At 63.6% G+C, this 21,321-nt stretch carries 27 protein-coding genes; 8 read left to right on the forward strand and 19 right to left on the reverse strand.

Annotated elements, in window-relative coordinates; translation table 11 throughout:
* Nucleotides 1–70: 70 nt before the first annotated feature.
* From CK219_RS09670 to CK219_RS09695, 7 genes are all read right to left on the reverse strand, one after another.
* Nucleotides 71–697 (reverse strand): hypothetical protein, encoded by a 627-nt coding sequence (locus CK219_RS09670; protein ID WP_095766530.1) that lies wholly within the window; start codon nucleotides 695–697, stop codon nucleotides 71–73.
* Between the two features lie 55 nt (nucleotides 698–752).
* Nucleotides 753–1,904, reverse strand: a complete 1,152-nt coding sequence (locus CK219_RS09675; RefSeq protein ID WP_095766531.1) for a Xaa-Pro peptidase family protein — start codon at nucleotides 1,902–1,904, stop codon at nucleotides 753–755.
* Entirely contained in the window at nucleotides 1,904–2,692 is a 789-nt protein-coding gene (pgeF, locus tag CK219_RS09680; protein WP_095766532.1) for a peptidoglycan editing factor PgeF, read from the reverse strand. Before pgeF ends, CK219_RS09675 begins: the two co-directional genes overlap by 1 nt.
* Before the next feature lie 89 nt (nucleotides 2,693–2,781).
* Nucleotides 2,782–3,849, reverse strand: coding sequence for a class I SAM-dependent methyltransferase (locus CK219_RS09685; RefSeq protein WP_095766533.1), 1,068 nt, complete (start codon nucleotides 3,847–3,849; stop codon nucleotides 2,782–2,784).
* On the reverse strand, nucleotides 3,846–4,700 hold the full coding sequence (gene lgt, locus CK219_RS09690) for a prolipoprotein diacylglyceryl transferase (RefSeq protein WP_095766534.1): 855 nt from the start codon (nucleotides 4,698–4,700) through the stop codon (nucleotides 3,846–3,848). The genes CK219_RS09685 and lgt overlap by 4 nt, the downstream gene beginning before the upstream one ends.
* Nucleotides 4,701–4,844: 144 nt before the next feature.
* Nucleotides 4,845–4,976 (reverse strand): type II toxin-antitoxin system RelE/ParE family toxin, encoded by a 132-nt coding sequence (locus CK219_RS32715; protein WP_348628330.1) that lies wholly within the window; start codon nucleotides 4,974–4,976, stop codon nucleotides 4,845–4,847.
* Nucleotides 4,973–5,233, reverse strand: a complete 261-nt coding sequence (locus CK219_RS09695; protein WP_095766535.1) for a type II toxin-antitoxin system ParD family antitoxin — start codon at nucleotides 5,231–5,233, stop codon at nucleotides 4,973–4,975. Before CK219_RS09695 ends, CK219_RS32715 begins: the two co-directional genes overlap by 4 nt.
* Nucleotides 5,234–5,368: 135 nt before the next feature.
* Here CK219_RS09695 and CK219_RS09700 point away from each other — a divergent pair, with 135 nt between their 5' ends.
* From CK219_RS09700 to CK219_RS09710, 3 genes are all read left to right on the forward strand, one after another.
* Nucleotides 5,369–5,671, forward strand: a complete 303-nt coding sequence (locus CK219_RS09700; RefSeq protein ID WP_040990372.1) for an accessory factor UbiK family protein — start codon at nucleotides 5,369–5,371, stop codon at nucleotides 5,669–5,671.
* 313 nt (nucleotides 5,672–5,984) lie between these two features.
* Nucleotides 5,985–6,485 (forward strand): YbjN domain-containing protein, encoded by a 501-nt coding sequence (locus CK219_RS09705; protein ID WP_040989643.1) that lies wholly within the window; start codon nucleotides 5,985–5,987, stop codon nucleotides 6,483–6,485.
* Between the two features lie 17 nt (nucleotides 6,486–6,502).
* Entirely contained in the window at nucleotides 6,503–6,862 is a 360-nt protein-coding gene (locus CK219_RS09710; protein WP_040989641.1) for a tRNA-binding protein, read from the forward strand.
* Here the strand turns inward: CK219_RS09710 and CK219_RS09715 are convergent.
* The 4 genes from CK219_RS09715 to CK219_RS09730 form a co-directional block, all read right to left on the reverse strand.
* On the reverse strand, nucleotides 6,854–7,918 hold the full coding sequence (locus tag CK219_RS09715; RefSeq protein ID WP_245340445.1) for a glycosyltransferase family 1 protein: 1,065 nt from the start codon (nucleotides 7,916–7,918) through the stop codon (nucleotides 6,854–6,856). The genes CK219_RS09710 and CK219_RS09715 overlap by 9 nt on opposite strands.
* A gap of 225 nt (nucleotides 7,919–8,143) precedes the next feature.
* On the reverse strand, nucleotides 8,144–9,559 hold the full coding sequence (locus CK219_RS09720; RefSeq protein WP_095766536.1) for an ATP-binding protein: 1,416 nt from the start codon (nucleotides 9,557–9,559) through the stop codon (nucleotides 8,144–8,146).
* Between the two features lie 51 nt (nucleotides 9,560–9,610).
* Entirely contained in the window at nucleotides 9,611–10,330 is a 720-nt protein-coding gene (locus tag CK219_RS09725; RefSeq protein ID WP_095766537.1) for a response regulator transcription factor, read from the reverse strand.
* Complete coding sequence (locus tag CK219_RS09730; protein ID WP_140647554.1) at nucleotides 10,317–10,844, reverse strand: MarR family transcriptional regulator; 528 nt, start codon at nucleotides 10,842–10,844, stop codon at nucleotides 10,317–10,319. The genes CK219_RS09725 and CK219_RS09730 overlap by 14 nt, the downstream gene beginning before the upstream one ends.
* A 259-nt stretch (nucleotides 10,845–11,103) precedes the next feature.
* Here CK219_RS09730 and CK219_RS09735 point away from each other — a divergent pair, with 259 nt between their 5' ends.
* From CK219_RS09735 to CK219_RS09745, 3 genes are all read left to right on the forward strand, one after another.
* Complete coding sequence (locus CK219_RS09735) at nucleotides 11,104–11,997, forward strand: branched-chain amino acid aminotransferase (RefSeq protein ID WP_095766539.1); 894 nt, start codon at nucleotides 11,104–11,106, stop codon at nucleotides 11,995–11,997.
* A gap of 146 nt (nucleotides 11,998–12,143) precedes the next feature.
* Nucleotides 12,144–12,452: a hypothetical protein gene (locus CK219_RS09740; RefSeq protein WP_095766540.1), complete on the forward strand. Its 309-nt coding sequence runs from the start codon at nucleotides 12,144–12,146 to the stop codon at nucleotides 12,450–12,452.
* Between the two features lie 131 nt (nucleotides 12,453–12,583).
* Nucleotides 12,584–13,225, forward strand: coding sequence for an MBL fold metallo-hydrolase (locus tag CK219_RS09745; RefSeq protein WP_095766541.1), 642 nt, complete (start codon nucleotides 12,584–12,586; stop codon nucleotides 13,223–13,225).
* 212 nt (nucleotides 13,226–13,437) lie between these two features.
* Here CK219_RS09745 and CK219_RS09750 read toward each other — a convergent pair whose 3' ends face one another.
* The 3 genes from CK219_RS09750 to CK219_RS09760 all read right to left on the reverse strand — a co-directional run bounded on the left by CK219_RS09750 (nucleotide 13,438) and on the right by CK219_RS09760 (nucleotide 14,782).
* Nucleotides 13,438–13,851, reverse strand: coding sequence for a BA14K family protein (locus CK219_RS09750; protein ID WP_095766542.1), 414 nt, complete (start codon nucleotides 13,849–13,851; stop codon nucleotides 13,438–13,440).
* Between the two features lie 267 nt (nucleotides 13,852–14,118).
* Nucleotides 14,119–14,331 carry a cold-shock protein gene (locus CK219_RS09755; RefSeq protein ID WP_008877668.1) on the reverse strand — a complete coding sequence of 71 codons (213 nt, stop codon included), beginning with the start codon at nucleotides 14,329–14,331 and terminating at the stop codon, nucleotides 14,119–14,121.
* Nucleotides 14,332–14,569: 238 nt separating this feature from the next.
* Complete coding sequence (locus CK219_RS09760) at nucleotides 14,570–14,782, reverse strand: cold-shock protein (RefSeq protein WP_006202520.1); 213 nt, start codon at nucleotides 14,780–14,782, stop codon at nucleotides 14,570–14,572.
* A 450-nt stretch (nucleotides 14,783–15,232) separates the two neighbouring features.
* Here CK219_RS09760 and CK219_RS09765 point away from each other — a divergent pair, with 450 nt between their 5' ends.
* The gene (locus tag CK219_RS09765; protein ID WP_095766543.1) at nucleotides 15,233–15,625 is read left to right on the forward strand and encodes a Kazal-type serine protease inhibitor domain-containing protein; all 393 of its coding nucleotides are present in this window, start codon (nucleotides 15,233–15,235) and stop codon (nucleotides 15,623–15,625) included.
* A 190-nt stretch (nucleotides 15,626–15,815) separates the two neighbouring features.
* The gene (locus tag CK219_RS09770) at nucleotides 15,816–17,450 is read left to right on the forward strand and encodes a sulfotransferase (RefSeq protein WP_095766544.1); all 1,635 of its coding nucleotides are present in this window, start codon (nucleotides 15,816–15,818) and stop codon (nucleotides 17,448–17,450) included.
* 234 nt (nucleotides 17,451–17,684) lie between these two features.
* Here the strand turns inward: CK219_RS09770 and CK219_RS09775 are convergent, their stop codons facing one another.
* From CK219_RS09775 to CK219_RS09795, 5 genes are all read right to left on the reverse strand, one after another.
* Complete coding sequence (locus CK219_RS09775; protein ID WP_095766545.1) at nucleotides 17,685–18,038, reverse strand: DUF1428 family protein; 354 nt, start codon at nucleotides 18,036–18,038, stop codon at nucleotides 17,685–17,687.
* A 179-nt stretch (nucleotides 18,039–18,217) separates the two neighbouring features.
* Nucleotides 18,218–18,634, reverse strand: coding sequence for a glyoxalase/bleomycin resistance/extradiol dioxygenase family protein (locus tag CK219_RS09780; RefSeq protein ID WP_095766546.1), 417 nt, complete (start codon nucleotides 18,632–18,634; stop codon nucleotides 18,218–18,220).
* Nucleotides 18,635–18,790: 156 nt separating this feature from the next.
* Nucleotides 18,791–18,973 (reverse strand): hypothetical protein, encoded by a 183-nt coding sequence (locus tag CK219_RS09785; RefSeq protein ID WP_095766547.1) that lies wholly within the window; start codon nucleotides 18,971–18,973, stop codon nucleotides 18,791–18,793.
* Between the two features lie 92 nt (nucleotides 18,974–19,065).
* On the reverse strand, nucleotides 19,066–19,455 hold the full coding sequence (locus CK219_RS09790; protein WP_095766548.1) for a nuclear transport factor 2 family protein: 390 nt from the start codon (nucleotides 19,453–19,455) through the stop codon (nucleotides 19,066–19,068).
* Between the two features lie 121 nt (nucleotides 19,456–19,576).
* A complete protein-coding gene (locus tag CK219_RS09795; protein ID WP_095766549.1) occupies nucleotides 19,577–21,103 on the reverse strand; it encodes an ABC-F family ATP-binding cassette domain-containing protein in 1,527 nt (508 codons plus the stop codon).
* Nucleotides 21,104–21,321: the final 218 nt, after the last annotated feature.

Genomic DNA, 21,321 nt, shown 5'->3' on the forward strand with positions numbered 1-21,321 from the left:
CAACAAACAGGGAAAACATCGCAAGCCGGCAACAGTTTGGCCGGCAACAGTTTGGCCCGCGCCGGTCCGGTCAACCGGCGCCGCCGCTGCCGAGCCAGGCGGCGAACTGGTCGATCGTCTGGTCGGCAATGGCCTGCATGGTCGCGGGCGCCACCGTGGGCCAGCCCTCGCCGCTGCCGGCCGCGGGCGCCTTCTGCTGGCCATTGATGCGGTGCAGGCGATTGCCGGAGGGGTCGTAGATGTCCCAGACATAGATGACGGTCGTGTCCTTGCCCTCGGACATCGTCGAAAAATAGCCCTTCAGCACATGCGTGGCCGTTTGGTCGGTGCTGCCGACAAGCGTCAGGCCGCGCTGCCGGGCACGGGCCTGCAGTTCCGCCGTCAAGGGCGCCGCAGCCTCCACGGACGCGCCGACGATCGGCGCCACCTGCAGCCGCGTCTTGGCGACAGCCGCAGTCTGGGCCGGTGTCCTGGATGTCGCGGGCGACGCTGTGGTGGAAGGCGCGGGCGAAGGGGCGGGCGCGGTCGTGGTCGGGGTTGTGGCCGTCGTCGATGTGCCCTGCGAAGCGGCCGAGGACTGGGCCGAGCCCGCCGGCGGGGTGATCGCCGAAGGTTCGAGCACGTCCTTGGCATTGGTGCAGGCGCCAAGCGCCAGCGCCGCAAGCAATGACACGGTCGTCACCTGCGATCGTCTCATTTGCCTGAAAACTCCCTGCTGGCGAACGCCCCCGCGTGAACGAACGATTATGGATTCACTGCACGATCAAGTCGAGATCATGGCGCGACAGCGGCTTCGGCGCCGATTCCGTGGTGAGGTAGGTGCGGCCAAGCGTCATCGCGGTCTCGGTCTCAGAGTCCATGATGATCATATGCGCGAACAGCGTCATGTTGGGCGCGATCGGTTCCGTGTTGCCCTGGTAGAACATCGGCATGTCCATCCAGGACGGCGTGAAGCGGGCGCCGACCGAATAGCCGCAGGCGTTCAGCCGGTGCTTGGTCAGATTGTGCGTTTCGAGCGTGCGGGCATGCGCGTCGAAGACATCGCCGAAAGTGTTGCCCGGCGTCATCGCCTTTTCGACCGCGAGCAGGGCGGCGCGGGAAGCGTCGAACAATTCCTGATGACGTTTCGACACCTTGCCGGTCAAAACGGTGCGCATCATGGGGGCATGGTAGTGGTGGAAGACGCCGGCCCATTCGAGCGTCAGCTGGTCGTTCTTGGTGAGCTTGCGGCGGCCGGCCTTGTAGCGGCAGAGCAAGGCATCGGCGCCGGAGCCGATGATATACTCATTGGCGGGATAGTCGCCGCCGCCGGCAAAGACCGCGCCCTGCATGGCGGCAAGGATCAGCCCTTCGTCGCCGCCTTGCTTGATCAGGGGCAGGGCGGCATCCAGCGCGTCGTCGGAAAGATTGGCGGCCTTTTCCGCCTTGGCGATCTCGGCCGGGCTCTTGAACAGGCGCAGCCGGCCGACGATGCCGGAAGCATCGGCGATCTGGCCGAAGGTCTGCAACTGCTCGTCCAGGCGGCGGCCATTGTAGGCGGTCAAGCCATGGGTGTCGTATTCGACGCCGATGCGGGCGCCGAGCAGATCGAGGTCGTTAAGCAGGTTGCGCAGGTCGATCGCCGGATTGGCCCCCTGACGATCGGTCCACAGCACGATATTCTCGATGGTCGAGGTATGGCGCGCCTGTCTCAGATCGGCCGAACGGGTGAGCAGCACCATCGAGCCGTCGGCCTTCACCACCAGGCACTGGAAGAAGCAGAAGCCGAACGTGTCGTAGCCGGTCAGCCAATACATGCTCTCCTGCGCGAACAGGAGCACGGCGTCGAGCTTCTTCTCAGCCATCTCGATCAGCAGCCGGTCGCGCCGCGCGTCGAATTCCGAACGTTCGAAATGCAGCGCCATTATTCTTTCTCCAGAACGATTGCCGAAACCTGGCGCCCGTAATCCGCTTCCTTGCGGTGTGTGGTGCGCCGGTAGGAATAGAACAGGTCTTCTTCCGCATAGGTGCAGCGGCCAAGCCCCTCGGCGGTCACGCCGGCCTTGCGCAGCCGGTCGACCGTATATCGGTTGAGATCGAACATCGAGTGGCCGGCGGTCCTCGATGGCCTGAAATAGCGATGATTGCCGGTGTCGGCCTCGACGAAGCGGGCGACGAATTCCGGCCCGACCTCGTAATTGTCGGGGCCGATGGAAGGACCGAGCACGGCGACGATGCGCTCGCGGCTGGCGCCGAGGCTCTCCATCGCGGCGACGGTATTCTCGAGCACGCCGGTGAAGGCACCCTTCCAGCCCGCATGGGCGGCACCGATGACGCGCGCCTCGGCATCGGCGAAGAGAACCGGCCCGCAATCGGCGGTCGAGGCGCCGATAGCGATGCCCGGACGGTCGGTGACGATGGCGTCGGCCTTTGGGCGAGGACCAGCGAAGGGTTCCCTGGCGACGACGACATCTGGCGAATGGACCTGGTGCGCGGTCAACAGATGATCGGCCGGCACGCCCATCCAGGCGGCAACGCGCCGCCGGTTCTCGGCGACTAGTGTCTGATCGTCGCTGGAGCCCGTGCCGATGTTGAGCCCCCGATAGATGCCGTCGGAGACGCCGCCGATGCGCGTGAAATAGCCGTGGCGCATGCCTTGCGCCTTTTCAAGCAGCGGCGAGCGCACTGGATCGGGTCTGGTCTGATTCAGCATGGTTGGGTTTGTCGTCCGTGCGGGGCGGTCTCGTCAAGGTGAAGTTCGGATGACGAGGCGGGCCATGCGGCATGACCCGCTCCTCGATCTCAGGCTGTTCTCGCGGCCGGCAGGATCTTCATCACCTTGAACAGCTCGCCCATCGCGTCGCGGCCGGCCAGGCGTTCGACCGCTTCCGAAATGGCTTGACGTGTCTTGGCATCGGCATCGGCACCCAACGTGCCGGCGCGCTCGAGCAGGCCCATGCCGAGCAGGAATTCGCCCTGGGTCGACAATTGCACATCGAGACCGTGAGCGCGCGCCATATCGGCAAGGGGCGTGAAATCGACATGGGCGGTGAGATCGGCTTCACCTGGGTTGGCCAGCACGTCTTCGCGCCGATGCCGGCGCAGCGCCTGGAAGGTGTCGCCGATCCCCGGCCGGAGGTGGCCGTAGTCGATGAACAGGCCGGCGCCGCCCTGGCCGGCGATGCGTTCGGCGATCACCGCCATCAGCGCCGAACGGGCGGGCGCGATTTCGGCGACGGCGCCTTGCGGCGCATCGGCCGCGGCGGCCGGTAGCAGTGCCGGATCGACAGACCCCGCGCCGGCGAAGAAACGCAGTTCATCGGCGCCATCGAGGCCGACCACGCGCTCTCGCCAGCTTTCGCCGACATGGACGAACTGCCGGATCGGCACCGCGTCGAACAGCTCGTTGCCGACGATGAAGAGCGGCTGCCGCGGCAGCGTGTCGATGGTCTGGTGCCAGGCTAGCTTTGCGTCTTGGTCGGCAAGCGTCTGCTTCTGGATCTCAGCCAGGCGCGGGCTGGTCTCGATGAGGGCAAACGAAGCCTTACCGGTGAGCGCCGGGTCGAGCCGCGACCAGGTGCGCAGCATGTCGTTCATCAGGGTGCCGCGGCCGGGACCGATCTCGGCGAAGGTCGCGGGCAACGGCCGGCCGGCACCTTGCCAGGCCTGATAGAGCCAGACGGCGACAAGCTCGCCGAACATCTGGCTGATCTCTGGCGCGGTGATGAAGTCGCCGGCGGCGCCGAAGGGCTCGCGCGTCGTGTAGTAACCGGCGTCGGGATCGAACAGGCAGAGCGCCATATATTCGCTGACCGGGATCGGCCCCGCCGCGCCGATCAGGCCTATGATGCGCTCCTTCAGCCGGGTCATGCCGCCCGCGGCTCGGCCGCCGGCCTTGCGGTGACCATGGCCCAGATACCGGCGAGCAGCATCGGCGTGGACAGGATCATGCCCATGGTCAGCCAGCCGGTGCCGAGCAGATAGCCGAGCTGCTGGTCGGGCTCGCGGAAGAACTCGACAAAGATGCGCGACAGGCCGTAGCCGCAGATGAAGGCGCCGCCGACGAAGCGCGGCGTCTTCAGCTTGAGCCGCGAGTTGGTGAGGAAGCGCAGCACCAGGAAAAGCACGAGCCCTTCGAGCAGCGCCTCGTAGAGCTGGCTGGGGTGGCGGGTGAACGGGCCGCCATTGGGGAATTCGATCGCCCAGGGCACGTCCGACGGCCGGCCCCAAAGCTCCGAATTGATGAAGTTGGCGACCCGGACCAGGCCCAGCCCAACCGGCACGCCCGCCGACACCACATCGAACAATGTCCAGGTGGGGATGCGGCGCTTGAGCGAAAACAGCGTCATGGCGAGGATGACGCCAAGCAGGCCGCCGTGGAACGACATGCCGCCCTGCCAGACCGCGAAGATGTCGAGCGGATGCGCGATATAGCGCGGCAGGTCGTAGAAGAGCACGTAGCCGGTGCGCCCGCCGAGCACGACGCCGATCGCCGCCCAGACAATGAAGTCGTCGAGATCCTCGGGCTTCATCGGCAGATTGCCGTTGGGCCACAGGCGCGGGTTGGTGACCAGGCGCTTGGCGTACCACCAGGCAAAGAGGATGCCGACGATATAGCCGACGCCGTACCAATGCACCGCCAGCGGCCCGATATGGACAATGACCGGATCGATATTGGGGAAGGGCAGGGAGGCCAGCGGCAGCAGGAAATATTCGCTCAAAACGGGTCCCCGGTGACGGTCACGATTGGGCGCGGACCATGCGGCAGGGTTTTGGCGCGGTCAAGGCAAGGTCAATGTCGCAGCCGACCGTCACGATACCGGAGGACTGATGGCGTGGGACCAGCTGACAACGTTCCGGCATTGTTATAGCTCAATGCAGGCATTGCGCAATTCGCGAACGAAGGTCATCGCCCGGAATGGGTTGTCGCTGGCGATGTGATCGCCGATAGCCTCAAGGTCACCCTCGGCCTGGTCGGCAAATACCAGTAGTTTCACCTACGCTTCTCGGCCATCGCCTTATATTTGCTCTCCAGGCGATCGAACACGTCCACGCCAGGTTTCACGCGTCCTGCGTCTGCGTCAGCGACGCCTCGCGCGAGGGCTGCATCGAGCGTGGCGAGTCGTTTCTCCCTTTCTTCAACGAGGCGGACACCCTCGCGCAACACCTCGCTTTTCGAATTATAGCGACCGGTTTTGACGAGCCGGTTCACGACCTCTTCCAGGCGGTCACCGAGATCTGCACTGATTGCCATGACATGCTCCTAGGGGCTCTTGTCGACATAATAATAGTTATTGAGCGCTGCGCCAACATGAACCGCTCGTCATCAGGCACGCTTGCATTCCGCGCCGCGCCCCACTACGTCAAAACGACAAAGCGAGGATCTGCCATGGCGACTGGACCGAACCGCATTCTCGATGAATTCGCAAAGATCATGACCGATGCCGCGGGTGCCGCGCAGGGCGTGCGGCGCGAAGTGGAGACGGCGTTCCGGGCCCAGGCCGAGCGCATGCTGAATTCCATGGATGTGGTGCAGCGCGAAGAGTTCGAGGCGGTGCGCGAGATGGCGGTCAAGGCGCGGGAAGACAACATTCAGCTGGCGACGCGCGTCGAGGCGCTCGAGGCCAGGCTCGCCGAATTGACCGGACAAGCCGCACCAGCGGGTGCCGCGAAGCCCCGCGCAAAAAAATAATCGTTAAACTTTTCCACATAGCGCGATCCGAAAAATCGCTTTGCCGTGAATCGCTTACCGGCATTGCATGAATCTTTGTCACAGCCACCTTTCCACATGCGGATGACGCAGTGCGAAAAATTGGGCTGTTCACGCGACTCCCGATCAATAGACTGAATTTGTTGCATGATTCGAAGCAGGGTCATGCGCCGGGCGGTGGGGTCCGGTTGGGTCTTTGTGTTGGAAAGTCCTGACCGTCCGAGTTCTAGACAAGATTGTTCGTCGTGTGTGCCCCGCGGAGCGTGTGGCGCTCCCCTGAACACAGGAAGCATTCATGGAACTCCTCGAACTCGAATTCTCCCGCGAAATCCACCCGGTGGATGTCATCGAGCAGGTGGCCCACAACAACGACTGGTCCTTCGAGCGCGCCGGCGACGACGAGATTTCGATTTCGGTGGCCGGTAGCTGGACAGACTATCACGTCTCCTTTTCCTGGATGGAGGATTTCGAGGCGCTGCATCTGGCCTGCGCCTTCGACATCAAGGTGCCGGAGACGCGCGCGCTGGAAGTGATGCGGCTGCTTTCGCTGATCAACGAGCAGATGCTGTTCGGGCATTTCGACCTGTGGGAGCAGGAAGGCGCGATCATGTTCCGGCAGTCGCTGCTGCTTGCCGGCGGGGTCGAGCCGTCGAGCCAGCAGGTCGAGGTGCTGCTGTCGTCGGCGCTGGAGGCCTGCGAATGCTATTTCCAGGCCTTCCAGTTCGTCGTCTGGTCGGGTACATCGGCCAAGGACGCGCTGTCCAGCGTGCTCTTTGAGACCCATGGAAACGCCTGAGCCAAGCCGAATCGCCGATGAGTTCCAGCAGCGAGCGCAAGCCCGAGATCAGCTTTGCCGATTTTGACCGTGTCGATATCCGTGCCGGCACGATCGTCGAGGCCGAGCCGTTTCCGGAGGCGCGCAAGCCGGCGATCAAGTTGAAGATCGATTTCGGTCCGGCGATCGGGGTGAAGAAGTCGTCGGCGCAGATCACCAAATATTATGCGCCGGAAACGCTTGTCGGCCGCCAGGTCTTCGCGGTGGTCAATTTCCCACCGCGCCAGATCGGCCCGTTCATGTCGGAGGTGCTGACGCTGGGCTTTCCCGATGAAGAGGGCGCCGTGGTGCTCGGCGCCATCGAGCGCAAGGTGCCGGACGGCGGGCGTTTATTCTAGGACGAGCCTGGGGCGACCTGGAGCCACCCTGTCCTGATCGGCGCGCTTACTTGGCATCCCCAACGCCTCGTCGACCGCGTCGAGGAACATTTCTGCGCAGGCCTGCCAGCTGTAGCGCATCGCGCGCTGGCGCGCCTCGGCCCGATTGACGTGAAGCGCCGTCATCGCCGCCTCGCCCAGGTCGTTCGACACGGCCCCGCCGACGCCATCGCCGACAATATCGATCGGTCCGGTCACCGGATAGGCGGCGACGGGCGTTCCGCTGGCCAGCGCCTCGATGATGACGTTGCCGAAGGTGTCGGTGCGGCTCGGAAAGACGAAGACATCGGCCGACGCGTATATCTCGGCCAGCTCGTCGTTCGGGCGGTGGCCGAGGAAATGCGCGTTGGGATAGCGCGCCTTGAGCTTTGCCAGTTCCGGTCCTTCGCCGACGATAACCTTGCTGCCGGGCAGGTCGAGATCGAGGAAGGCGGTCAGGTTCTTTTCGATTGCGACACGGCCGACGCATAGGAAAACCGGACGGGGGAATCCGGTTTCCTTGCGCTTGTTGGGCCGGAAATGGTCGGTGTCGACGCCGCGCGTCCAGGGCCTCAGCTTGTTGAAGCCGCGTGCCGCGAGATCGTCCGCCAGCGATTGCGTGGCGACAAGCGTGCCCTGTCCGGAATTGTGGAAGTCGCGCAGCCAATTGTAAGCCCAGCTCTCCGGCACCGGCAGGCGGGCGCTGAGATATTCGGGAAAGCGCGTGTGGTAGCTGGTGGTGAAGGGGCGGCCCACTTTTCGGCAATGGCGGCGCGCCATGATGCCGAGCGGACCCTCGGTGACGATGTGGATGTGGTCGGCCTTGGCGGCCTCGATCACGCGCGCGACGCGGCTAGGCGTGGTCAGCGCCAAGCGGATGTCGGGATAGGTCGGCATCGGCAAGGTGCGAAACAGGTTCGGCGTCAGGAAATCGAGCTCGACGTCGAAGGGTTTCAGCGCCTCGGTGAGGCGTTCCAGCGTGTGCACCACGCCGTTGACCTGGGGCCGCCACGCGTCGGTGATCATCAGGATACGCATGGCGATCCCGATACGCATGGCGATCCTTTGCCGTAATAATTCCTGAGCGCGCCGGCGCGGTGCCGGAACGGCGACCAGGCAGCCGCTCGCGCCTCGCTCCAGCGCACCCGGGCAGGGGCCGGATCGAAGCGATGCGGCAGGGCCGAATCAACAGAGGTCGCGCGCTTCATGCGCGCTCTTGACCATGATTTCATGACGGGCGGATGAAGCCTGTCTCGGCTGGACTTACGCAGGCACCTTGATCACTGCGCGCAGGCCGCCGAGCGGGCTGTCCTCGAGGCCGACGTCGCCGCCGTGACTGCGGGCGATGTCGCGGGCGATCGACAGGCCAAGGCCGGTGCCGCTGGCATCGAGATTGCGCGCCTCGTCGAGCCGCAGGAAAGGCTTGAACACCTCTTCGCGCTTGTCGGGTGCGATGCCCGGTCCGTCGTCGTCGATGGTGACGGTAAGCGAGCCGCGGCCATGATTGGCGTGGACCTCGACGGTCTTGGCATAGCGGAAAGCATTGCCGATGACGTTCGACAGCAAACGGGCAAAGGCGTTTGGCCGCACATGCACGGTCGGATCGCCGACCAGCGTCGTCGCGAGCTTGCAGCCGCGCAATTGCGCTTCCTCGCCGAGCTTCTGGAAATAGGTCTCAAGGTCGAAGCGGCCGGTATCCTCCGCGGACTCGCCGCGGGCAAAAGAGAGATAGCCTTCCAGCATAGACTGCATGTCGTCGATGTCCTGGTTCAGCGCGGCCTTGGTCTCGGACTTGCCGCCGGCCAGCGCCAGCTGCAGCTTGAAGCGGGTGAGAATGGTCCTGAGGTCGTGGCTGACGCCGGTCAGCATCGCGGTGCGCTGCTCGATCTGGCGCTCGATGCGCTCTCGCATCTGGATGAAGGCGAAGCCGGCGCGACGGACTTCCTCGGCGCCGCGCGGGCGGAAATCGCGCGGCATCGGTCGACCCTTGCCGAAACTCTCGGCGGCCTCGGCGAGCGTCAGGATCGGCCTGATCTGATTGCGCAGGAACGGGATGGCGATCATCAACAGCACCAGCGAGGTCCCGACCATCCAGATCAGGAAGATATGGGTGTTCGAGGCATAAGCCTGGCTGCGCCTCACGAAGACGCGCAGCACCTTGCCTTCAAGCTGGACGCGAACCTCGACGACGTTGGAGTTGCCGACGGTGTCGATCCAGAACGGACGGTTGATCTGCTTCGTGATCTCCGACGACAAGGCCTCGTCGAGGATCGAGAAGAACGGTTTGGGACCGGGCGGCGGCAGCGGGTCCGGCGGCAGCAGATCCACCTTCAACTGCATGCGGTCCTGGGCGATGCGGATGATGTTGGCGTAGTCAGCGTCGTGCGGATAGGTCTCCATCATGTCAATGACGGCCGCTATGTCCGAGATGGTCGCCTGCGACAGGCGCTGCGTGACCGTCTGCCAATGGCGCTCCATGAAGACGAAGGCGACCACCGACTGCAGCAGGATCATCGGCGCGATGACGATGATCAGCGAGCGGGCGTAAAGCCGTTTCGGCATGTAGAGCGCGACCAGGCGCCAGAACCGGTTCCAGGCACGCGGCATCGCCCTCAGCGTCCGCAATGCGAGATCGCCGGGACCGCTTCCTTTCGGCTTGTCCAGTTGCGTGGTCGCCATTCGCCCTTCCGCTCGTCGATGGCCGTTCAGCAAAGGGCCTTCGACGGTAACCTATTCGACGCTGAGCCGATACCCAATACCGCGCACCGTCTGCAGCCACACCGGATTGGACGGATCGCGCTCTATCTTGCGGCGCAGCCGGTTGATCTGCACGTCGATGGTGCGCTCGCCGACATCCGATTCATCGCCCACCAGCTCATGGCGCGGTATGGTCTCGCCCGCCCGCGCGGCGAAAATCGCGAGGATCTCCTGTTCGCGGTCGGTCAGCTTAAGCGCCTCGCCGCCGCGCTTCAATTCACGCTTGGCGATCTGGAATGTGTAGGGCCCGAACACCAGTTGCTCCACCTTCGGCGTTGCCGCCGGGCCGCCACGGCGCAGGATGTTGTTGATGCGCAGGATCAGCTCGCGCGGATCGAACGGTTTGGGCAGGTAGTCATCGGCGCCGGCTTCCAGGCCGGTGATGCGGCTGTCGGTCTCGGACAGCGCCGTCAGCATCAGGATCGGCACGTTCTTCTCGGCCCGCAGCGCCTTGGTGAGGTCGACGCCGGTCTCTCCCGGCATCATCACATCGAGCACCAGAAGGTCGAAGTCGAGGCCGGCGAGCTTGCGCCTGGCCTCGCCGGAATTGCCGGCCACGGTGACGCGAAAACCGTTCTCGGACAGATACTGCTTGAGCAGGTTACGGATACGCGTGTCGTCGTCGACGACCAGAAGATGCGGCGCGTCATCGTCGGGCGCTGACGGATGATCGACCTTCTCAATGGTCTCCATGGTTCTTCCCCGATGTTTGCGCAGGCACAATGTCAATCTGCGCTCTTAGTTCCGGATTGACCATCGCTTCCAGGAAACGCTCGATCGTGGCGCGTTCGGTGGTTCCGGAATCCTCCAATGCCGCACGGATGCGGCGCGACTGTGGCCGCGCCAGTGCCAGTGCCAGAGCGCGACCCTTGGCGGTCGGGTAAAGCTCGCGCTGCCGGCGGTCACGCGGACCCTGCACCTGGACGATGTGATCGGTGTCGATCAACTGCTTCAAAACCCGCGCCAGGCTCTGCTTGGTGATCTTCAGCACATCGAGCAGCTCGGCGACAGTGAGGCCCGGCCTGCGGTTGACGAAATGCAGCACGCGATGATGGGCGCGGCCGAAGCCGTAATCGGCGAGGATCTGGTCCGGGTCGGAGGTGAAATCGCGATAGGCGAAGAAAAACAGCTCGATGATGGCGAAGTCGATGCCGTCCTCATCGGCGATGGCCGTCCTGATCGGTTTTCCGGCTGCGGGGCTCGTCATCGTTTCTCCATGCGAGGCGGGAATTATGTCAGTACTATTGACGTAATTTCCGGGCAATGATAATTTTTGACAAGCTTTTCGGCGGATTGCGAACAAAAAGGCAAGAGGAAGCCGTTTTTCCGGAACTTCCTGAGTTTGCCACGGATTGAATATCCGCCTACGCTTTCAAGCATTGGCCAGCGTTTCGGATCCTGTGCGGGGCCGGTTCGAAAGGTCATAAACACAACGATTTGCGGGCGCCTGCCCGCGGGAGGTTTCCATGGCATCCGTTCCCTTCGATCAATTGGAAGGCTTCATCTGGATGAACGGCGAGTTCGTCAAATGGGCCGACGCCAAGATCCATGTGCTGACCCATGGCCTGCACTATGCCAGTGCCGTCTTCGAGGGCGAGCGCGCCTATGGCGGCCAGATCTTCAAGCTGACCGAGCACAATGAGCGCCTGCATGAATCGGCGCGCCTGCTCGGCTTCAAGATTCCCTATCCGGTCGCCGAGATCGACGAGGCCTGCCGCACGCTGCTGAAGAAGCAGGGTTTCCAGGACGCCTATGTGCGTCCGATCGCCTGGCGCGGCAGCGAGCAGATGGGCGTTTCGGCGCAGAACAACCGCATCAACTGCGCCATCGCCATCTGGCAGTGGCCGAGCTATTTCGATCCCGCGCAGAAGCTCAAGGGCATTCGGCTCGACGTCGCCGAGTGGCGCCGGCCCGATCCGCGCACCGCGCCGTCCAAGTCGAAGGCCGCCGGCCTCTACATGATCTGCACGCTGTCCAAGCACGCCGCCGAGGCCAATGGCTACGCCGACGCCATGATGCTCGATTGGCGCGGCCAGGTGGCGGAAGCGACGGGCGCCAACATCTTCTTCGTCAAGGACGGCAAGATCCATACGCCGACGCCCGACTGCTTCCTGGACGGCATAACCCGCCGCACGGTGATCGGCCTGGCGAAGGACCGCGGTTTCGAGGTGATCGAGCGCGCCATCATGCCGGAGGAACTCGAAGGTTTCGAGCAGTGCTTCCTCACCGGCACCGCCGCCGAGGTCACGCCGGTTTCCGAGATCGGTCCATACCGATTCGAGGTCGGTGAGATCGCCAAGACATTGATGAATGACTATTCCGCCGCGGTGCAGCCAAAGCATGCAATCGCTGCAGAATAGAGATAGTCACAGCTTTTTTGTGCAATAGGGGCGGTTTTCGAGCCGCCCCTTTTATTTAAGCGCGCGCGCATTTGACTTTCGAACAATTCGGCGTCTCATGATGGCGTCGGCCCGAGGAGGCTGGCGGCTATGGAGGGACTAGTTACATGGACAGCAACACGATTATTCAGATCGTTGTACAGGTAATTGCCGGCGTTATCGGTGGCCAGGCGGTTGGCGCGGCGTTCAAGCAGGCGGCGATGGGCCAACTTACCAAAATCCTCAGCGGTGCGATCGGCGGCGTCGGCGGCGCGGCCATTCTCGGCAGCCTGCTCGGCGGCGGCGGCGTTGACGCGGCAGCGGCGGCGGGCGGCATCGGCAGCGCGCTCGACCTGAAGAACCTCCTCGGCGGCGTTGGCGGTGGCGCGATCCTGACGGGCATCGTCGGCGCGGTCATGAATGCGATGAAGAAATAGGTCCGGTCTTTCGGACTTTGCCATGGGCGGCCTCGGCCGCGCATTTCCTCCCGAAGTTCGGACAATGGTGGACGAGGTTCGCCGGGCTGTCTACATCAGGGCGACACTTCGAAGGAAGGGAAAGGAATGCCATGGGTCAGCTCAATGCCGGTATCGTGCCGGTCACGCCCTTCCAGCAGAACTGCACCATTCTCTTCGACATGGACGACAGGTCGGGCGTCGTGGTCGATCCCGGCGGCGATGTCGACCAGATACTGTCGGCGCTGAAGGACAATGCCATCACCGCCGGCGCAATTTGGATCACGCACGGCCATATCGACCATGCCGGCGGCGCGATGGACCTGAAGGACGCGCTGGGCATCGACATTATCGGCCCACATGAGGCCGACAAGCCGCTGCTTGCCAATCTCGAGAACCAGGCCAAACGTTTCGGCCTCACCGATCCGGTGCGCAATTGCGTGCCGGACCGTTTTCTCACCGAAGGCGAAACGGTGTCGTTCGGCAACCATGTGTTCGAAGTGCTGCATTGCCCGGGACATGCGCCGGGCCATGTCGTCTACTACAACCGGGCGGCCAAATTCGCGCATGTCGGCGACGTGCTGTTCCGCGGCTCGATCGGGCGCACCGACCTGCCCGGTGGCGACCACGCAGCGCTGATCGCCTCAATCAAGCACAAGCTTCTGCCGCTAGGCGACGACATAGGTTTCATCTGCGGCCATGGCCCGGGTAGCCGCCTTGGCGATGAACGGCGGACCAATCCGTTTCTGACCTAGGCTATGCCGATATTCAGGTGATGCCGGCCTGCGAGCGTCAGTTTCCTGCGCTTCCGGTGCTCACGTACTGTAAGTACGCTCCGCTCCGGTTCTCGGAACCCATCGCTCTCGGCTCGGCCTGACCTGAATCTCGGCATAGCCATCGTTGGCGAGTTATTCAAAAAAGCGCCGCCCAAGGGCGGCGCTTTTTAAGGTAGGGAACCTGGGTTTTCTTAATTGGCGACGCAGAAATGCTGAGCGCCGTCACTGCCGGTGAAAGTGCCGGTCCGCGAATTGAAGCTGCGGTAGCGGTCCGAGCAATACTCGTACCAGCCGCGGGTCCACGGCTCGGCGTAGCGGTCGGCGTAGACGACACGCGGCTGCTGAACATAGTAGCGGCGCACCGGCCGGTAGACATAATAATCGTCACCATAGGCCGGTTCGTAATAGCGCGGCCCGGGGTTGCTGAGCGCGCTGCCGATCAGAGCGCCGGCCGCGAGGCCGACAACGCCGGCGGCGAGGGCGTCACCGCCATGATGACGATGATGGTGCCAGCGCCAGTCGTCCGCATTGGCCGCCGAGAAGGTGGCCAAGGTGGTCGCGGCAATGCCAACACTGAGGATGGCGGTCCTGAGAAAACGGTTCATTTTCGGTCTCCTTAGCGCCGGCCCGCGCGTTTTTCGGGGGATACGGACCGGCTTTAGCAAAGGTTAATAGAAGACCGTGGCTGAACGGAGGCTGAACGGAAATCGGCGTAAACGATTTTTCGAGGCCTGGGGATTTTTCGAGCCTCGGCGGTTTGCGAGGCTTGGCGATTTTCGAAGCCGGCGACCTTTCCGGACCTAGGCACAATCCGTTCCGGGGCGGGAGCGGTCCCGCCTGAAAAGCTTCCGTCGGATCCGTCGCGAGCCGGCTTAGCCGACCGACAGATTGACGGCCTTCGGACCCTTGCCGCGCTTGTCCGGCTCGGTGTCGAATGTCACTTTCTGCCCATCCTCAAGACCGGGAAGGCCCGACGCCTGCACAGCCGAGATGTGGACGAAGACATCCTTCGCGCCATCATCGGGCGTGATGAAGCCGAAGCCCTTGGCATGGTTGAAGAATTTGACGGTGCCGGTCTGCGGCATGGGAAACTCCTTTGATCCCATCAAGTCAAGTCTCGGGCCGGCAAACTGCCCGAGAGGAAATTTGTCCTTTATTTTAGCGCTATCGGCAAGAGAAAGTTTTCGCCTGCCGATCCAAGCATTTGCGCGCAAAAAAGGCGCAACCTTTTCGGTCGCGCCTTCGCAAATTCAGGCCTGTCCTGAAGCCGGCTCATGATCCTGCCGCACCATTGCATCCGCAACGATAGGCTGTTTCGGCGGATCAGGCAGCGCGCAGGTTGACCGCCTTCGGGCCCTTGCCCATGCGGTCCGGCTCGACGTCGAAGGTGACCTTCTGGCCGTCGACCAGCGTGCGCAGGCCAGAGGCCTCGATCGCGGAAATGTGGACGAACACGTCCTTGGCGCCACCATCCGGCGTGATAAAGCCGAAGCCTTTGGTGGCATTGAAGAACTTTACAGTACCGGTCTGGGCCATTGGGGAAAACTCCTTCACCCGTGTCAGTCTTGGTGGTTTGCCCGCTGCCTCGCGCCTTGGGCAAATCCCGGTGGTTGCTTCGGCGGTCATGCATTCGCGCATGGTCAAACCCCCCGCCGAAAAACGGGGTTGTCAGAGATTCACACTTATCGGGGAAAGGTCGTCCAAAACGTTCCGCTCTCCGGGTCGCAAATGCCCGAACATGATTTTTATTACACGGAAACGTGATGGTTGCAAGACGACGCTCGCGGGCGGCCAGCGGCGCGTCCAACGCTGGGCCTCGATAGACCCGGCCCTATCACCGGTCATCGGCCAGAGGCGGGCCAAGCATGGTCCAGAATGTAGGTGGCGACGACCGTTCCGTGGCTCCACAAACGATGGTTGCGTTTAACGCACAGGATGCGAGGATACCGCGAGCCGGCATCACGCGTCGGGATGGAGGAGGGGTATATGCGGCTTCTTGCGGTGTTATGGCAGGGCGTTGTCGTTTTCACGCTGTCGGCGCTGCTGGCAGCCTGCACCGTCGTCGTCGACGATGGGCCGCGCCCGCTGCCGTCCCGGCCGCATCCGCAGCTCTGCACCATGCAGTACCAACCGGTCTGCGCCCGGCGCGGCGGCGACCGGCAGACCTTTGCCAATGCCTGCGTGGCTGAAAGGGAAGGCTACCGCATCGTGCGGGACGGTCCTTGCCGCGACGGCGGTGGCGGTGGTGCCGAACAAGCCTTCTGCACGCGCGAATACGCGCCGGTCTGCGCCAGGCGCCATGGGCAGATGCGCACCTTCCCGAACGCCTGCGAGGCGCGCGCGGCGGACTATCGCATCGTCGGCGACGGGCCGTGCTGAGCAGACCGCGGTGTCCATTCGCAAGATAGACACCGCGAGGCGCGCTGACGTTTGCCTTGAATCTCTTGCCCGCATGGCTTAGGTCCGGCGGACCAACAAATACGGCAGGTTTCCCATTAACAAAGATCGCAGAAGAGCGGCAAACGCCGGTGGCAGGCCAGGTGGCTCGGCGAGCCCGCTCGATCCTTATGTGCAAAAGGCGCTGCAACTGCACCAGGCCGGCCGGCGCCAGGAGGCCGAGGGCCTCTACCGGCAGGTATTGGGGCAGCAGCCGAACCATGCCGCCGCGCTGCATTTCCTCGGGCTGCTGCTGCACCAGAGCGGCAGGAGCGAGGAAGGGCTCGATCTCATCGAGCAGTCCGTGACGCTGCAGCCCCAGAATGCCGACTTCCTTAACAATATGGGCACGGTCATGCGCGATCTCGGGCGCGTCGCCGCCGCGATCGATTTCTTCCGCGGCGCGGTGGATATCCGGCCGGACCAACTGGCCGCGCGCGACAATCTCGGCTCGTCGCTGAAGCAGCTCGGACAGCTCGACGCGGCTGAGGAGATCTATCGCGGCACCATCGGCCGCAACCCGTTCCATGTCCGCGCGCGCATCGGCCTTGCCGAGACGATGCAGGAGGCCGGGCGGCTGGATGAGGCGATCAAGCTGTTTAGCGAGGCGCTGTCGATCCGGCCGAAGGATGCCGAGTTGCTCTATGGGCTTGGCGTCGCGATGATGGAGAAGGGCAAGCTCGGCGAGGCGGCCGATTTCGCCCGCCAGGCGTTGGCGATCGCCCCGAACATGTCGAAAGCCTGGCTGCTGCTCTCGCAGGTCAAGCGCCAGACCGAGCGCGACAAGGAGCTTTCCGGCATGGAGGCCGAGCACGCCAAGGCGCCGCAAGGCAGCCTCGCGCGCATGCAGCTCTCCTTCGGCCTGGGCAAGGTCAATGACGACCTCAAGGATTACGGTCGCGCCTTCGACTATTTCGCCGAGGGCAATGCCATCCGCCGCAAGGCGATCGACTACGATCCCGCGCGCACGCGCGGCGAATTCGAGGCGATGAAGGCGGCCTTCGACACAGCCTTCTTCGAGAAGCGCAGGCCAAGCGGCATTTCCGACGACACGCCGATTTTCGTCGTCGGCATGCCGCGCTCCGGCACCACGCTGGTCGAGCAGATCATCGCCAGCCACCCGACGGTCTTTGGCGCGGGCGAGTTGAACATCCTGAAGACGGCCGTCGGCAAGCAGTTTCCGATGAGCATGCCGGGCGGCTTCCCCGCCGGTATCGCCGACATGCCCGACAAGGCATTCGCCGAGGCGGGCCAGGCCTATCTCGACATGCTGCATAGCCGCTATCCGGGCTACCGCCATGTCACCGACAAGATGCCGGGCAACTTCCTGCTGGTCGGCTTCCTGCACATGATGCTGCCGAAGGCCAAGATCGTCCATTGCGCGCGCGATGCGGCGGCCACGTGCCTGTCGATCTTCAAGGTGCATTTCCGCGGCGACAGCCACCGCTACGGCTACGACCTCGGCGAGCTCGCCGATTTCCATAACCTCTACACAGACATCATGGCGCATTGGCACAAGGTGCTGCCAGGCGTCGTGCATGATGTGCGCTATGAGGATTTCGTCGCCGACCAGGAAGGGCAGTCGCGGGCGCTGATGGCGTATCTCGGCCTGCCCTGGGACGACAAGGTGCTGTCCTTCCACGAGACGGACCGGCCGGTGCGCACCGCTTCCGCCGCGCAGGTGCGCCAGCCGATGTATCAGGGCTCGGTCGATCTGTGGAAGAGGTATGGGGAGCGGCTGAAGCCGCTGCTCGACAAGCTAGCGTAGCGGATTGGCGAAGCCTCTCAGCTTCGTCATCCACGGGCGGAGCAGCCGCGAAGCGGCGTCGCGAAGACCCGAGGATCCATTCCGTGACCTCACGCGAAGAGTAAAGGCAGCACAGAACGGAGATTGTTCCGCACCGCTGCAACACTCATAGGTCACGGAATGGATCCTATGGTCTGCGCTACGTCGCTTCGCTCCTTGCTTCGCCATAGGATGACGAAGCAAGGGCCGAGTTCCTCAAAGCTGGATGAATGGCTGGAAGCCGCCGAAGATCATGCGCTTGCCGTCGAACGGCATGGCGGACCAGTCCATCTTGAGACGCTCATCGGCCATCACCTTGGCCATGACCGCGTCGCGGCTCTGCCTGGACTCGTAGACGACCCAGGAGAAGATGACGACCTCGTCGTCCTTCGCCTGCACGGCGCGCGGGAACGAGGTCAGCTCGCCATAGGGGACATCGTCGCCGACGCATTCGACATAGGCGAGCGCGCCGTGCTCCATCCAGACGGCGCCGGCGTTCTCGGCCATCTTCTTGTACGCATCGAGATTTGCCTTCGGCACGGCAAGCACGAAACCATCGACATAGGACATGCTGAACTCCTCTTTGTGGCGTCTCTTCCCCTGTGGGAGAAGGTGGATCGGCGCGCAGCGGCGAGACGGATGAGGGGTGCGCCAGCTCGGCGTCGCTTACCCCTCACCCGGAGCCGATTTGCGAAGGGCAATTCGGGGCAATCCGACCTCTCCCACAAGAGGGGGAGAGGTGGGCGGGCTCACTTCACCGGCGCGTTCATCGCCCAAGCGACGCCGAAGGGGTCTTTCACCTGGCCCCAGCGGTCGCCCCAGAACATCACCTGCAGCGGCGTGACGACCTCGCAGCCGGCATCCACCGCGCGCTGCCACCAGGCATCGATGTCGTCGCTGCCGAGATGCAGCTGCAGCGTATAGCCTTGCGCCGCCTGGTGCGGATGACCGTGTTCGGGATAGGCATCGCCCAGCATCAGCGTCGAGCCGTTGACGTAGAGATGGATGTGCATGGTGCGGCCCTTGTCGTCAGGCGGATAGGCGAACACTTCCTCCGCGCCGAAAGCCTTCTTGTAGAACTCGGCGGCCTTGATGGCGCCGTCGACCTGCAGGTAGGGGGTCAATCCGCCAAGGACCTTGGCGCGGGGCGGGGTCTGGTCGTTCATTCTCGTGTTCCTCTTCACGGGTTGATCCGGTTTTGCGACCCCAGGACGGATGAAGCGGCGGCGATCCTACATGGCCCGCCAATTTTTTTAGAGTAGCTGGCCCAGACAGCTCCGGCGACAAGCGCCGGCTGCAAACAATCGCGTCGAAGTTGCGACTTATATGACCTTCGCCGAGAAGGTGGCGGCGCGGCGGCTTTCGCGCGTTTCGAAAATCTCCGGAAAGCCGATGTCCTTGCGCAGCTCGGCCGGCAGCGACAGCAGGATGCGCTCGCTGCGATGACGGGCGCGCGCCTGGACGTAGCGGTTGGCAAGACGGCCGATGGATGACAGTACCGACATGATGTCTCTCCCTGGTTGATGCCGGCATCATCGTGTCGGCATCCCAAGGACGAGGCGGCAATCGGCGATCCGACAGGTCGCCCTCGATTTTTTCAGAGCACCGACGCGGCCAGCGCGGTGTCGTAATATTCCACCATCTCGATGATCTCGCCGTCGCGGACCGTCCAGAAATTGGCGGTACGCATGATAAGCTCCTCGCCGGTGGCGCGGCGCGTCATGTGGATCTCGACTTGCGCGGCGACCTTGTCGCCGCCGTCGATGAGCTCGACGGGGACAAAATGCCGGTACTCGAAGTCGTCATCGAGCGCCAGGAGCCTGGCGAGGAATTCCTGCTTGCCGTGCGCGGTGCCGGCATGACGCGATTGCCGGGGATCGGCAATCCAGCGGAACACGACATCTTCAGCGCACCGAGACAAGGCGCCTTCGATGTCGCGGTCCGCGTAGGCCTGATAAAGATTGCTGACGATTTCCACTGCACGCATGGCCCATTCCCTCCATGGCTAAGCAGTTCAGCATGCGCTTTTTTTAGCAGGTGGAAAAGTATCGCCAGGCCGGCAGCAACGCCTGTTGGACCGGCAGTGCCGGCCCAACAGAGGTATCGCCTCAGTTCGGCATCTCGGCGACCGAGCGGAAGAACGCCTCCGGGTCGTCGACCTCGGTCAGCCGCTGCCTGTCGATCAGCCAGAAGCGGTTGCCGACGGCGCGGATGAAGGAGCGATCATGCGAGGCAAGCAGGCAGCTCGCCTGATGCTTCAACAATTCGTCCTCCAATGCTTCCTGGCCGTCGATGTCGAGATGGTTGGTCGGCTCGTCGAGCAGATAGAAATTGGGATGGATGAGCCTGAGCACCAGCATCATCAGCCTCGATCTCTGTCCGCCGGACAGAGCGCCAATCTTCCTCTCCTGCATCTCGATCGCGACGCCGGCGCCGGCGAGCAGCGAGCGGGCGCGCTGCTCGCCGACCTCGAAGCGGCGCGAGACCATCGCCAGCGGCGTGTCGTCGCTATCGATGCCCGACAGCGCCTGATCGCTGTAACCGAGCACGGTCGACGGCGTCACCTTGATGTTCGCGACCGATCCCGGCTCGGCGATGGCGCCACGGATCATCGCGATGAAGCGCGTCTTGCCGACGCCGTTGCGGCCAAGCAGCACGATGCGATCACCCTGGCAGATCTGGCGATTGCCGGTCCTGAACAGCAGCGTGCCGTCGGGCGTTTCGACCGCCGCGTCCTCCAGCGTGATCAGCACCTTGGCGTGGGTGCCGCGGTTCGCCAGCTTGATCGCGCCGGCCGAGCGCTCGCGATGCGCTTGTATGGCGGCATCCTCCAGCTTCTCGGCCCGTTCCTTGAGCTGCCTGGTCTTAATCGTCAAAAGGTCGCTGCCGGAATTGATGCCGATATTGTTCAACTTGGCGGCCTGCTTGCGCAGCTGCTGGGCGATCTTCATGTCGCGCTCGAACTTGCGCGCCGTCGAGGCGTCGAGCTCGTCGAGCGCCTGCCGGGCACGGGAATAGGGCAGCGCGAACACCGCCGACTCTTCCGGGCGCAGGAACAGGGTACGGTTGGTGGCCGCGTCGAGGAAGGCGCGGTCGTGGCTGGCGATGATGACCGGCACATCGCGTGGTAGCGCATTGAGCCATGTTTCCAGCTGGCTGATCCTGGCGAGGTCGAGATGATTGGTCGGCTCGTCGAGCAGAAGCACGTCGGGATCGGTGACCCAGACGCGGGCGATCAGCGCCAGACGCTGCCAGCCGCCGCTCAGAGCGCGCATCGGCCGGCCGCGCATGTCTTCCGGCACCTCGAGCGAATCCAGCACGACGTCGACGCGCCAGAACTCGCTGTCGCGCTGTTCGGGCGGCAAGGCATCGGCGACGACGTCATGGAAGCTGCGGCCGAGAAATGCGTCAGGGATGGATTGCTCGACATGGCCGACGCGCAGGCCGCGCGACCGGGTGATGTCGCCGGTCGTGGCTTCGACTTCGCCGGCCAGGCATTTGAGAAGTGTCGATTTGCCACGGCCATTGGCCGCGACGATGCCGAGCCGGTCGCCGGCGCCGATGATGAGGTCGAGGTTGGAGAAGAGCGGCGCACTCATGGTGACGCCGAGAGATTTGAGGCTGATCAGGGCCATGTCGATTTCTCTGGTCTGTCCGGAAAATCCGGCTCAATGCACTTTGACGGTGCGCCCCTAGGCCATCAGGCCAGGTTCAGCGGCACCACGAAGGGCAGACCAAAAATCGAAGCGGGAAAACCCGGACCGTCCTGGTCAGCCCTGCAAGCAAGCTCGCAGGGCACAGACAGGGCCGCGCTGACGGTGGTGGCAGTAGTTCACGCAGCCCTCCTTTCCAG

Source organism: Mesorhizobium sp. WSM4313 (genome assembly GCF_002294725.1).
In the GTDB taxonomy this organism is placed as follows: Bacteria; Pseudomonadota; Alphaproteobacteria; order Rhizobiales; family Rhizobiaceae; genus Mesorhizobium.